This is a genomic window from Roseateles sp. P1_C6 (assembly GCF_056406315.1).
In genome coordinates this window covers 558,558-570,809 of sequence record NZ_JBFUAK010000002.1, presented here as the reverse complement: position 1 = coordinate 570,809, position 12,252 = coordinate 558,558, and the positions used below count along the sequence as shown (strand labels likewise).

Here is a 12,252-nt window from a genome sequence, read left to right as displayed (position 1 = left end):
GTCCTTGATTTCCCGGCTACAATCCTCGGCTTTGCTGGCAAACCCGCGCGTCGATTCGCTGCACTTCTCGAAGAAGACTGAAGAGAAGCAGTAATCCGGAACCTGCTGCTGATCCCAGCCGCGAACACCGAGCGCAATCCGAAGGAAATAAATGACCACCATCCGCGTCAAGGAAAACGAGCCGTTCGACGTCGCACTGCGTCGCTTCAAGCGCACCATCGAAAAGCTGGGCCTGCTGACCGACCTGCGCGCCCGCGAGTTCTATGAGAAGCCCACCGCCGAGCGCAAGCGCAAGAAGGCTGCGGCCGTCAAGCGCCACTACAAGCGTGTGCGCAGCATGCAGCTGCCCAAGAAGCTGTACTGATCGTCTCTGACGCGACCCGGAGCCTCACCCGCTCCGGTTGACTCCAAGACCCGCCACAGGACGCTGTCGCGGGTTTTTGTCTTTTCGAACTGGATCTCCCCATGAGCCTGAAAGACCGCATCACCGAAGACATGAAGGCCGCCATGCGCGCCAAGGAAGCCGACCGGCTGCTGACCATCCGCGGCCTGCTGGCTGCCGTCAAGCAGAAGGAAGTGGACGAGCGCGTCGTCGTGGACGACATCGCGCTGGTGGCCATCGTCGACAAGCTGATCAAGCAGCGCAAGGATTCGATCAGCCAGTTCGCCGCCGCAGGCCGCGATGACCTCGTCGCCAAGGAGACCGCCGAGCTGGCCGTGCTCCAGGTCTACCTGCCCGAGCGGCTGTCGGCCGAAGCCGTGGCCGAGAAGGTCGCCGCCATCGTCACCGAGCTGGGCGCTAGCGGCCCGGGCGACATGGGCAAGGTCATGGCCGCCGCCAAGGCCGCACTCGGCAACTCGGCCGAGATGAGCACGGTGTCGGCCGCGGTCAAGGCCGCGCTGGCCAAGTGAGGAGCGCGCGATGAGCCTGCCCCTGCAAGCGCTGACACCCGACATCTGTGCCGCGCCGCAGTTGAGCCCCGAAGCCATGGCCGAGGCCGCGGCGATGGGCTTCAAGAGCGTCGTCAACAACCGGCCCGATTTCGAGCATGGCCCGGACCAGCCCACCTCGGCCGCCATCGAAGCGGCCGCCAAGGCGGCTGGCCTGACGTACCGCCACCTGCCGGTCGCGGGTGGCTACCAGTCGCCGGAGGAGATCGCTGCCTTCGCCCGGCTGCTGGAAGAGCTGCCGCGCCCGCTGCTGGTCTTCTGCCGCTCCGGCGCGCGTTCGACTCGCCTCTTCCTGCAGGCACAGCAACTCGGCTGAACCCCGTCGGGGCTTACCCTGAACGACGGCTCAAAGAAGCCGTCGCCCCTCAAGCGGTCGCTACATTGGCGGCCGCTTTGCTTTCTCCTCACCCAGCCCCATGAACGCCCTGCTCTCCCTGGCGCGGCGCATCGACAGCCTCAACGACCGCTTCGGCAAGCTTGCCGCCTGGGCCGTGCTGCTGTCCTGCTTCATCAGTGCCGCCAACGCCGTCGTCCGCTACGGGCTGGACTACAGCTCCAACTCGTTCCTGGAAATTCAGTGGTATCTGTTCGCGACCTGCGTGATGCTGGGCGCCGCGCAAGTGCTGCGCCTCAACGAGCATGTGCGCGTGGACCTGGTCTACAGCCGGCTCACGGGGCATGGCAAGGTCTATGTCGACCTGTTCGGCCTCGTCGTCTTCCTGATGCCGGTGATCTGCTACATGGCCTGGCTGTCATGGGGCCTGTTCATCGTCAAGCTCAGCACGGGCATGACGGCCACTGATTCGGTCGCCAGCCTCGGCTTCACGGGCTACTGGCTCAAGCTGCTGACCTCCGGTGAGGTGTCGAGCAATGCCGGTGGCCTGATCCGCTGGCCGGCCGTGCTGGTGCTGCCGCTGGGCTTCGCGCTCGTCGCCTTGCAGGGCGTGGCCGAGATCATCAAGCGCGTCGCCTGGCTCGCGCACAAGTTCGACATGGACATCCATTACGAGAGGCCCCTGCAATGATCTCGATGGAGAGCTTCCCGCCGCTGATGTTTGCGGGGCTGATCCTGGTCATGCTGATCGGCTTCCCGGTCGCGTTCTCGCTGGCCGCGCTGGGCCTGGCTTGCGGCTTCTTCGCGGTGAGCCAGGGCTGGTTCCCGCCGGAGTTCATGAGCGCGCTGCCGCAGAACGTCTTCGGCATCTTGTCCAACGACCTGCTGCTGGCGATCCCCTTCTTCACGCTGATGGGCTCGCTGCTGGAGAAATGCGGCCTCGCGGAGGACATGCTCGATTCGATGGGCCAGCTGTTCGGCCCCGTGCGCGGCGGCCTGGGCTACTCGGTCATCATCGTCGGCTTCATCCTCGGCGCCATCACCGGCACGGTGGCGGGCCAGGTCATCGCGATGGCCATGATCTCGCTGCCAGTCATGATGCGCTACGGCTACAACATGCGCTACGCGACCGGCGTGCTGGCCGCGTCGGGCACGATCACGCAGTTGGTGCCGCCGTCGCTGGTGCTGGTCGTGCTGGCGGACCAGCTCGGCCGCTCGGTGGGCGACATGTACAAGGGCGCCTGGGGTCCTTCCATCCTGCAGGTGCTGATCTTCGCGCTCTACACCTTCGTGCTGAGCCGCGTGAAGCCGCACCATGTGCCGGGCGTGCCCAAGGAGGCGCGCACGCTGCAGGGCTGGGCGCTGTGGAAGAAGTGCCTGCGCGGCATCATCCCTTCGGCCGTGCTGATCTTCGCCGTGCTGGGCTCCATGGGCGGCCTGCCGGGCATCAACACGGCCATCTGCACGCCGACCGAAGCCGGCGCGATGGGTGCGGTGGGTGCCTTCATCCTGGCCGGCCTGCACAAGCGCCTGAGCTGGCCGCTGATCAAGGACACCATGCTGGGCACCATGCGCATCACGGCCATGGTGGTGTTCATCCTGATCGGCTCGCGCACCTTCTCGCTGGTGTTCCAGGGTGTCGAGGGCGGGCGCTGGATCGAGCACATGCTCAGCGACCTGCCGGGCGGCCAGATCGGCTTCCTGATCGTCGTCAACCTGTTCATCTTCTTCCTGGCCTTCTTCCTCGACTTCTTCGAGATCGCCTTCATCATCCTGCCGCTGCTCGGGCCGGTGGCCGACAAGATGGGCATCGACCTCGTCTGGTTCGGCGTCATGCTGTGCGTGAACATGCAGACCAGCTTCATGCACCCGCCGTTCGGCTTCGCGCTGTTCTATCTGCGTGGCATCTCGGACACGCTGTTCAAGAACGGCTCCATCCCGAAGAAGGTGCTGTCCAGCGACATCTACATGGGCTCCATTCCCTGGGTGTTCATGCAGCTCATCCTGGTGGCCATCGTCATCTTCTTCCCGCAGACGGTGACGGTCTTCCTCGACAAGGAGAAGGCGGTCGACATGAACCAGGCGTCGGAGCTGCTGCAGCAGATGGGCGGCCACGACAAGCCGGCCGACATGAGCTCGGACGATGCGAGCAAGCTGTTCATCCCCGAGCCACCGGCGTCCAGCGCCAGCGCGCCCCTGGACGACGGTGACGCGGTGCGCCGCGCACTGGAGGACGCGGCGAAGAAGTAGCGGCTGCGAGCGCCCATGAAAAAAGCCCCGCGACGCGGGGCTTTCGTTTGCCTGAGTGGCGAACCGGTCAGAGCTTCTGCGACTGCATGAAGTCGTCGAAGCCCGCCTCGGCGAAGCGGAACCACAGGTTCTGGTCGCGACGGAAGTTGGCATAGTCCTCGTAGACCTTCTTCCAGTTCGGGTTCTTGGCCGACAGCTCGCCGTAGATCGCCATGGACTCCTTGAAAGCAGCGTCCATCACGTCCTTGGGGAAGCGGAACAGCTTGGTACCCGAGCCGACCAGCTGCTTCAGCGCGGCCGGGTTCTTGGCGTCGTACTTGGCCTGCATGTCGATGTGGGCCATGGCGGACGCGGCCTCGATGACGGCCTTGTACTCGGTCGACAGGCCGTCATAGGCCTTGGTGTTGATGAAGAAGTCCAGCTCTGGGCCGCCCTCCCACCAGCCGGGGTAGTAGTAGTTGGGCGCGACCTTGTTGAAGCCCAGCTTCTGGTCATCATAGGGGCCGACCCATTCGGCAGCGTCGATGGTGCCCTTCTCCAGCGCGGAGTAGATCTCGCCACCGGCGATCTGCTGCGGCACGGCACCCAGGCGCTCCATGACGCGGCCGGCGAAGCCGCCGATGCGGATCTTCAAGCCCTTCACGTCGGCGATGCTCTTGATCTCCTTGCGATACCAGCCGCCCATCTGCGCACCGGTGTTGCCGCCGAGGAAATTGATGATGTTGTAGTTGCGGTAGAACTCGCGCATCAGCTTCATGCCGTTGCCTTCCACCATCCACGCCGTCATCTGACGGCTGTTCAGGCCGAACGGGATGGCGCAACCGAGCGCAAAGGTCTCATCCTTGCCGAAGAAGTAGTAGGGCGCCGTGTGCGCGATCTCGACGGTGGCGTTCTGCACCGCGTCGACCACCTGCAGCGCCGGCACGATCTCGCCGCCGGCATGCACGGAGATCTGGAACTTGCCGCCCGTCATCTCCGAGACCTTCTTCGCGAACACGTCGGCGGCGCCGAAGATGGTGTCCAGCGATTTCGGGAAGCTCGACGCGAGGCGCCAGCGCACCTGCGCCTGGGCGTGCACGATGGCGGGCGCGGCGCCGGCAGCCAGCACACCGGCGATACCGGCGTGGCGCACGAAGGAACGGCGTTCCATGGACATGGATGTCTCCTGTTATCAGTTTGCAAAGAGAAAAGACGGGGCGATTCTGGAACGCCGCATCGCGCGTCGCGGCCCGGATTTACCCCGGCGCCCAACGTATCGGGCCGAGCGACGGGCCGCTCCCAAGCCGGCCCGCCGGGCGATGTGCTCGCGGCTCGATGCCGCGAGCATCGCCGTCCCCTCGGGGGACCGACCAGACCAGCCTGCGTGCAGCAAGGCCAGGCGGGGCGATGGGCTTCAATTGCCGGCCAGCTTCATGCCGGTGACCAGCACCGAACCGACGGTCTTGGTGCCCATCGTGTACTCGTCGGCGCCGATGCCGACAATGTGCTGCAGCATGTCCTTCAGGTTGCCGGCGATGGTCACCTCGTGGACCGGGTAGGCGATCTCGCCGTTCTCGACCCAGTAGCCGCTGGCGCCGCGCGAGTAGTCGCCGGTCACGTAGTTCACGCCCTGCCCCATCAGCTCCGTGACGAGCAGGCCGCGGCCCAGGCGACGGATCATCGTCGGCAGGTCGTCGCCGGGCGCGGTGGCGCGGCTGGTCATGCGCAGGTTGTGCGAGCCGCCGGCATGACCGGTCGTCTTCATGCCCAGCTTGCGCGCCGAATAGCTGGACAGGAAATAGCCCTGCAGCACGCCGCCCTGGACGACCGAACGTGCGCGGGTCACGACACCCTCGTCGTCGAACGGCGAGCTGCCCTTGCCCTTGGCCACGTGCGGGTCCTCGCTGATGTCGATGTGCGGCGCCATGACGCTCTGGCCCAGGCTGTCGAGCAGGAAGCTGGTGCGCCGGTACAGCGCGCCGCCGCTGGTCGCCTGCACCAGGGCTCCGAGCAGGCCGATAGCCACTGTGCTCTCGAACAGCACGGGGATCTCGGCCGTCGCGACCTTGCGCGCCTTCAGCCTGGAGAGCGCACGTTCCGACGCATAGCGGCCCACGGCCTCGGCCGAGGCCAGGTCGGCCGCATCGCGCATGGAGCTGTACCAGGCGTCGCGCTGCATGCCGGCACCGCGCCCGGCGATGGGTGCCACGGACAGTGAATGCCGCGAGCTGGCGTAGCCGCCTTGGAAGCCGCGCGTGTTGCCCATCCAGAAGTGCGACTGCTGGGCCGACACGGCTGCGCCCTCGCTGTTGGTGATGCGCTTGTCCACGCCCAGCGCCGCGGCCTCGCAGCGCAGCGCGATCTCGGCGGCTCCGGCCGCGTCGATGGCCCAGGGGTGGAACAGATCCAGCTCGGGCCGCAGCGCCGCGTCCAGCGCGAGGTCATCGGCATCCGGCAGGCCGGCGAACTCGTCCTCGGCCGTGAAGCGGGCGATGTCGTACGCCGCGCGGACGGTGTCGCGGATGGCCTGCGCCGAGAAGTCCGACGTGCTGGCATTGCCGCGGCGCTGGCCCAGGTAGACGGAGATGCCCAGCGATTTGTCGCGGTTGCGCTCCACGTTCTCCAGCTGACCCAGGCGCGCCGACACCGACAGGCCGCAGCCCTCCGACACCTCGGCGCCGGCATCGCTCGCGCCGAGTTTCTTCGCCTCGGCCAAGGCGTCTGCGATCCACTGCTGAAACTGCTCGGGGCTGTAGGCGAAACCGTCTTTGGCTTGGGACATGAAAGGCACTGAATCGGGGTGGGCGGCAATCATAGGCCGCAAGAAATCATGGCCGCCGGTCGCGCTGCGCCAACCCTCAAGGCGGGACGGGCTCATGGCCTGGCGTCCGGCTCCCGCACGCCCTGTTGGCCATAGAGCTGCAGCGTGACGGCACCACCGGCGCTGCGCATAGCCGGGATAGCCGCCCGGCGTGATGCCGGCCGTGTGGGCCGCAGCGTCACGGGATGCTCGGCACTTTGCTTGCCCGCGGACAGCTGCACGCTGCGCAGCGAGCCGTCGACATCGCGGTCCCGGTCCAGCCGGCCGGCGGCCGCCAGACGCGGCGCCGCGAGCAACGTGGCGGGCTTGACCAGCGAACCGGCAGTTGGCCGGCGCGGATCACCGCCACAGTCCCGGCACGCGCTGCGCTGCCATGCGGGCGCTCAGCGGCTGAGCCTGTGTCTCGCCCTCGAACACCACGCTGGGTGTCATGCCCTGCTCGAATGCCGCGCTGCGACGCCGGGTTGCTGTGCGCAAGCGCGGCCATCCGGCACCTGCTGGGCTGGCGCTGCGGCCGCGTGGGCGGTGCTGGCCAGTACGGCGCAAGCGAACAGGAGGCGCAGAGCTTGTGGCATGAGGGTGCTGGATTCGAGGTGGGCGACAATCCCAGGTCTCGTCCGAACACGGCCCCCAATGCAAGAAGACATCCCTGAATTCGAAGACGACGACGACTTCGACCGCCCCAGCAAGAGCCAGCTCAAGCGCGACATGACCGCGCTGCAAAAGCTCGGCGAGGACCTGCTCGAGCTCCCTGAGTCGCGCTGGGAGCCGTTGGCCCTGCCCGAAATCCTGAGCGACGCGCTCAAGGCGGCCAAGAAGATCACCAACTTCGAGGGCAAGCGCCGGCAGATCCAGTACATCGGCAAGCTGATGCGCAAGATCGACCCCGAGCCCGTGCGCGAGGCCGTGGCCGCCTTCAAGCTGGGCCATGCACAGGACAGCCTGCGGTTGCACCAGTCGGAGCGCTGGCGCGAGCGCCTGCTGGCCGACGACGGCGCGTTGCAGGAGTTTCTGAACGAGCATGTCGACGTCGACATCCAGCAGCTGCGCAACCTCGTGCGCGCGGCCCGCAAGGACGCGGCCAACGAGCCCGAGAAGCGCAGCGGCCGCGCCTTCCGCGAGCTGTTCCAGTTCATCAAGACCAGCGAGGTGGCGGCGGATGAGTGACGCGGTTCGCATCGGCATCGTCTCCATCAGCGACCGCGCGTCGACCGGCGTCTACGAAGACAAAGGGCTGCCGGCGCTGAAGGACTGGCTGACCGGCGCGCTGCACAACCCCATCAGCTTCGTGCCGCGGCTGATCCCGGACGAGCAGGCCGGCATCTCGGCCGCGTTGACCGAGCTGGTCGACGCCGAGCGCTGCGACCTCGTGCTGACCACCGGCGGCACCGGCCCCGCGCCGCGCGACGTGACGCCGGAGGCGACGCTGGCCGTGGCCGACCGCGTGATGCCGGGCTTCGGCGAGCAGATGCGCCAGATCTCGCTGCACTTCGTGCCGACGGCCATCCTGTCGCGCCAGGTCGCCGTCATCCGAGGCCGCGCGCTGATCATCAACCTGCCGGGCCAGCCCAAGGCCATCGCCGAGACGCTGGCCGGCCACGAGAAGGCCAGCGGCATCTTTGCCGCCGTGCCCTATTGCATCGACCTGATCGGCGGGCCCTACCTGGAAACGCGCGACGAGGTCTGCAAGGCCTTCCGCCCCAAGAGCGCGCAGCGGCCGCCGGCCGCCTAGTCCACCAGCTCGCCGGGCTCTGCCGGTGAGGCAATCGCGGCCGCGACGTCGTCCAGGCTGCGGTTGCTGCTCAGGCCAAAGCCCCCCACGACGCGCTGGCCAATGGCGCCGCGCCCCGTGGCGGTGTGCACCCCCACCCAGGCATCCCGGCCGGACCGCTTGGCGGCATACAGGCCCAGGTCGGCCAGGTTGACGACCTGCTGCCAGCTCTTCCCCTGCAGCCGCTCCAGCTCGAAAGGCACGCAGGCGAAGCCGATGGAGCAGCTGACCGCCATCTCGCTGCCGTCATCCAGCGTGAAAGGCGTGTCGGCGATGACAGCGCGCATGCGCTCGGCCAGCTCCGCGGCGCGCACGCGGTCCGTGTCGCGCGCGACGGCCAGGAACTCCTCGCCGCCCCAGCGCACCAGGTAGTCGGACTCGCGCAGCACCGAGCGCAGCCGCGCGCCGAACTGCACCAGCACCGCATCGCCCGACGCATGGCCGTAACGGTCGTTGATGCGCTTGAAGGCGTCGACATCCAGCAGCAGGAAGACGTTGTCCGTGTCCAGCGGCTGGCCACCGGCGGCCAGCGTCTCCTGGGCGCGGCGCAGGCTGGCGGCCAGGTCCTGCTCGATGTGGTCGGACAGGAAGCGGCGGTTGTGCAGACCGGTCAGCGGGTCGGTCACGCTGCTCATCTGCAGCTGGGCGGACTTCTCCTCCAGCGTGCGGTGCAGCGCCTCCAGCTCGGCCGTGCGCTGGCGCACCTTGTGCTCCAGGTCACGCTGGCGGTGGCGCAGCAGCCGCGTGCGCACGCGCACGGCCGCCAGCATCAGCAGGCCCAGCGCCAGCACCCCCACGGCCCGGAACCACCAGGTCTGGTGCCAGGCCGGCAGCACGCGGATGGGCAGGGCCAGCTCGCGCTCGCCCCATTGGCCGTCGCGGTTGGACGCACGCAGCCGCAGCCGGTAGTCGCCCGGCGGCAGGTTGGCATAGCCCGCGAGCCGGCGCGTCGCGTCCGTCGCCACCCAGTCGGCGTCATAGCCGTCCAGCTTGAAGGCATAGCGGTTGCGCTCCGGCGCCGAGAAGTCCGTCGACGAGAACTCGACGCTCAGGCTGTTGGCGTCCGGCGCCACGCTCAGCGCCCGGCCGTCGGCGCCGACGTGAACCGGCTGCCCGCCCAGCTTCACGTCGGTGACGAGCACCGCCGGCCGGTAGCTCCAGACCTGCAGCCTTTCCGGCTGCACGACCGTCATGCCACCGGCGCCGCCGAACAGCAGTTCGCCGCGGCCGGTGCGGGCGGCCGAGCCGGTCCAGTAGGTCGGGAAGACGACACCCTCGGCGCGCCGCAACGCCAGCACCTGCAGCGTCTGCGCGTCGATGCGGGCCAGGCCGTTGTCGGTGCTGGCCCAGACGCGGCCCTGCAAGTCCTGCAGCAGCGCGTTGACCGTGCTGTCGGGCAGGCCCTGGGGCGTGCCCACACGCCGCGGCGCCCCACGGCCCCGGGCCGGCAGCACGTCGATGCCGCCGCCATAGCTGCCGACCCAGAGCCGGCCGGCTTCATCGGTCAGCAGTGCCGTGATGAACCCGGCCGCCAGGTGCCCTGCCCGCACCGGCCCCGGCAACCATTGCGTGACGGTGCGGCCGGCCAGGTCGACGCGGTTCAACCCATGGCGGGTGCCGACCCACAGCACGCCGCGCTGATGCGCGTCGCGCGCCATCACGGTGACGCGCTCGTCGCTGAGGCCGGGCGCGGCCGGCTTGACCGCCTCGGCCTGGCCGCTGCGCAGGTCCAGCCGCCACAGCCCATCCGTCTGGCCACCCACCCACAAATCATCGCCGTCGGCCAGCAGGGCCCAGACCGATGCCGCCGGGTCCCGGCCGCTCAGCAGCACGCGGCTGACGCGCCGGCCGGCCGCGTCTGCCCGGTACAGGCCGCGCTTGGTGCCGATGAAAAGGCCGCCGTCCGGCGCGGGCGCCATCGCCAGCACGATGTCCGCCGGCAGCGCCGTGTCGGGCCGGTTGGCGTCGGGCCGCAGCGCTGCGATGCGGGCGCCGTTGGCGTCGACGATGTCGATGCCGTTCTTGTGCGTGCCCATCCAGATGCGGCCCTCGGGCATGGGCTGTATCCAGCTGATCTCGGTGCTGACGATGCGGGCGTCCATCGCATCCACGCCGTCGGGCACCACGCCGAAGCGGGTCAGCACGGCCGTCTGGCGCGGGTCGTAGCGGCTCAGGCCGCGGTTGGTTGCAACCCAGACCAGGCCGGCCCGGTCGCGGTACAGCGCGCGCAGCGCGTTGTCCGCCAGGCTCATGGGCCAGGCCGCCACGTGGCGGATGCGGCGCGTGTCGCCCTGGGCGACATCCAGCGCGACGAGGCCCTGGCTCAGCGTCGCGACCCACATCTCGCCGGGCTGCACCTCGGTCAGGCCGGCGATCTGGCTGTCCCTCAGCAGGTCCAGGCCATCGGGCATCGCGCGCTCACGCACCGCCGCAGCCGCCGCGCGGCCGTCGTCGGCCAGCATGAAGACGCCATGCTGCAGGCTGCCCACCCAGATGCGCCCGGCGCTGTCCTGCGTGAGCACCTCGGGTTGCACGGTGGCACCGGCGCGCAGCGGCACAGACTCCAGCGTCTGCGCACCGGGCTCGCGGCGGAACAGGCCGGCCGCGCTGCCCAGCCACAGCGCGCCGCGGCGGTCGCGCAGCAGCACACGCACCTGGGCGCCCGCGGCCGCGGCCCAGCCCCGGCTGGCATGCTCGATGCGGCCGCTGGCCGGGTCGAGCCGGTCCAGGCCACCATCGGTGACGATCCACAGGCCGCCGTCGCCGTCGTCCCGCACCTGGCGCACGCTGACATGGCTGAGGCCGGTCTCGCCGCCCACGGGGTAGCGGATGAAGCGGTCCGTCGCCGGGTCGTGGCGCAGCAGGCCGGCCGAGGTCGTGCCCACCCACAAGCGGCCGCGCGCGTCGCCGTGCAAGGCCTGCACGTAGTTGTCGGGCAGCCCGCCATCGCGCTGCGGGTCGGCCTGGTAGACGCGGAAGCGATAGCCGTCCCAGCGCGACAGGCCACCGGGGCTGCCTATCCACAGGAAGCCCTGGCCGTCCTCGGCCAGGGCCGTCGCGATCGCATTGGGCAGGCCCTGGTCCTGGCCGATGTGCTGGAAGGCGATGTCGGCCAGGCGTTGCTGGCGCGGCTCGGCCGCGGCCTGCGAGGCACCGAAGCACACGGCCAGCAGCAGGCCCAGCGCCAGGCGCCAGGCATAGCAAAGCGGCAATCGGAACTCGCGCAGGAGCACAGCAGGCCGTCGGGAGGAGTGGGCCACCAGGGCCCGTAGCCCGGCATTCTCATCCACGCCGGCCGCCGTTTTGCCGTGACGCCGCGGCGCGGAACGGCATATTTCTACGCTGCGGCCCCGCCGCACCGGCTACTTCACGAGCCGGTTCATCTCCGCGGCATCAAAGGCCTCGTCGCGCTGGGCATCGTCCGGCACGCAGTCGCCCACCGGCCGGCCAGCCTGGGTCGACAGCTTGCACACGGCACTCCACAGCAGCGCGATCTGGTGCTCATGGCCCGAGGCGCTGTCGATGAGCCCGCGCATGGCCATCGCGACCGGGTCGTCGCCCTGCGTCACGCCGTAGGCCGAGAAGCCCATCTTGGCCGCCGCTTCCTCGCGCGCCTGCTCGCTGGCGGCCTCGATGATGCGGGCGGGGTTGCCGACCGCGGTCGCGCCCGCGGGCACCGGCTTGGTGACGACCGCACCCGAACCGATGCGCGCACCGGCGCCGACCGTGAAGCCGCCCAGCACGCTGGCGTTGGCCCCGACGATGACGCCCGGGCCGAGCGTCGGATGCCGCTTGGCGCCCTTGACCAGCGACGTGCCGCCCAGGGTCACGCCTTGATAGATGGTGCAGCCCTCGCCGATCTCGGCCATCTCGCCGATGACGATGCCCATGCCGTGGTCGATGAAGACCTTGCGACCGATCTTGGCGCCCGGGTGGATCTCGATGCCGGTCAGGAAGCGGCTCCAGTGCGACAACCAGCGGGCCGCCCACTTGAAGCCATGGCGCCACAACCAGTTCGCGCGGCGATGGAACATCAGCGCGTGCAGCCCCGGGTAACAGGTCAGCACCTCCCACGTCGACCGGGCGGCCGGGTCGCGCTCGAGGATCAGGGCGATGTCTTCGCGCAGGCGCTGGAACATGGGGACA

Annotated in this window: 12 protein-coding genes; 7 read left to right on the top strand and 5 right to left on the bottom strand. The window is 69.0% G+C overall.

What is annotated here, in order from left to right; all coding sequences use genetic code 11:
• Positions 1-151 precede the first annotated feature (151 nt).
• The 5 genes from rpsU to AC1D29_RS05590 all read left to right on the top strand — a co-directional run bounded on the left by rpsU (position 152) and on the right by AC1D29_RS05590 (position 3,535).
• Complete coding sequence (gene rpsU, locus AC1D29_RS05610; protein WP_007833691.1) at positions 152-364, top strand: 30S ribosomal protein S21; 213 nt, start codon at positions 152-154, stop codon at positions 362-364.
• A 101-nt stretch (positions 365-465) separates the two neighbouring features.
• Positions 466-912 (top strand): GatB/YqeY domain-containing protein, encoded by a 447-nt coding sequence (locus tag AC1D29_RS05605; RefSeq protein WP_477895005.1) that lies wholly within the window; start codon positions 466-468, stop codon positions 910-912.
• Positions 913-922: 10 nt separating this feature from the next.
• On the top strand, positions 923-1,267 hold the full coding sequence (locus AC1D29_RS05600) for a TIGR01244 family sulfur transferase (RefSeq protein ID WP_477895003.1): 345 nt from the start codon (positions 923-925) through the stop codon (positions 1,265-1,267).
• A 100-nt stretch (positions 1,268-1,367) separates the two neighbouring features.
• Positions 1,368-1,976 (top strand): TRAP transporter small permease subunit, encoded by a 609-nt coding sequence (locus AC1D29_RS05595; RefSeq protein WP_477895001.1) that lies wholly within the window; start codon positions 1,368-1,370, stop codon positions 1,974-1,976.
• A complete protein-coding gene (locus AC1D29_RS05590; RefSeq protein WP_477895171.1) occupies positions 1,976-3,535 on the top strand; it encodes a TRAP transporter large permease in 1,560 nt (519 codons plus the stop codon). Before AC1D29_RS05595 ends, AC1D29_RS05590 begins: the two co-directional genes overlap by 1 nt.
• A gap of 67 nt (positions 3,536-3,602) precedes the next feature.
• Here the strand turns inward: AC1D29_RS05590 and AC1D29_RS05585 are convergent, their stop codons facing one another.
• The 3 genes from AC1D29_RS05585 to AC1D29_RS05575 form a co-directional block, all read right to left on the bottom strand.
• Complete coding sequence (locus AC1D29_RS05585) at positions 3,603-4,685, bottom strand: TRAP transporter substrate-binding protein (protein ID WP_477895169.1); 1,083 nt, start codon at positions 4,683-4,685, stop codon at positions 3,603-3,605.
• A 243-nt stretch (positions 4,686-4,928) separates the two neighbouring features.
• The gene (pmbA, locus tag AC1D29_RS05580) at positions 4,929-6,296 is read right to left on the bottom strand and encodes a metalloprotease PmbA (protein ID WP_477894999.1); all 1,368 of its coding nucleotides are present in this window, start codon (positions 6,294-6,296) and stop codon (positions 4,929-4,931) included.
• Between the two features lie 92 nt (positions 6,297-6,388).
• Positions 6,389-6,631 (bottom strand): hypothetical protein, encoded by a 243-nt coding sequence (locus AC1D29_RS05575; protein WP_477894997.1) that lies wholly within the window; start codon positions 6,629-6,631, stop codon positions 6,389-6,391.
• 337 nt (positions 6,632-6,968) lie between these two features.
• On the opposite strand from AC1D29_RS05575, the gene yjgA reads away from it, so the two are divergent.
• Entirely contained in the window at positions 6,969-7,502 is a 534-nt protein-coding gene (gene yjgA, locus AC1D29_RS05570; protein ID WP_477894995.1) for a ribosome biogenesis factor YjgA, read from the top strand.
• On the top strand, positions 7,495-8,067 hold the full coding sequence (mog, locus tag AC1D29_RS05565; protein WP_477894993.1) for a molybdopterin adenylyltransferase: 573 nt from the start codon (positions 7,495-7,497) through the stop codon (positions 8,065-8,067). Before yjgA ends, mog begins: the two co-directional genes overlap by 8 nt.
• Here mog and AC1D29_RS05560 read toward each other — a convergent pair.
• Together AC1D29_RS05560 and cysE are read right to left on the bottom strand one after the other, a co-directional pair.
• Positions 8,064-11,318 (bottom strand): two-component regulator propeller domain-containing protein, encoded by a 3,255-nt coding sequence (locus AC1D29_RS05560; RefSeq protein WP_477894991.1) that lies wholly within the window; start codon positions 11,316-11,318, stop codon positions 8,064-8,066. The two genes, mog and AC1D29_RS05560, sit on opposite strands and share 4 nt — an antisense overlap.
• Before the next feature lie 150 nt (positions 11,319-11,468).
• A complete protein-coding gene (gene cysE / locus AC1D29_RS05555; protein WP_477894989.1) occupies positions 11,469-12,245 on the bottom strand; it encodes a serine O-acetyltransferase in 777 nt (258 codons plus the stop codon).
• Between the last annotated feature and the right edge of the window lie 7 nt (positions 12,246-12,252).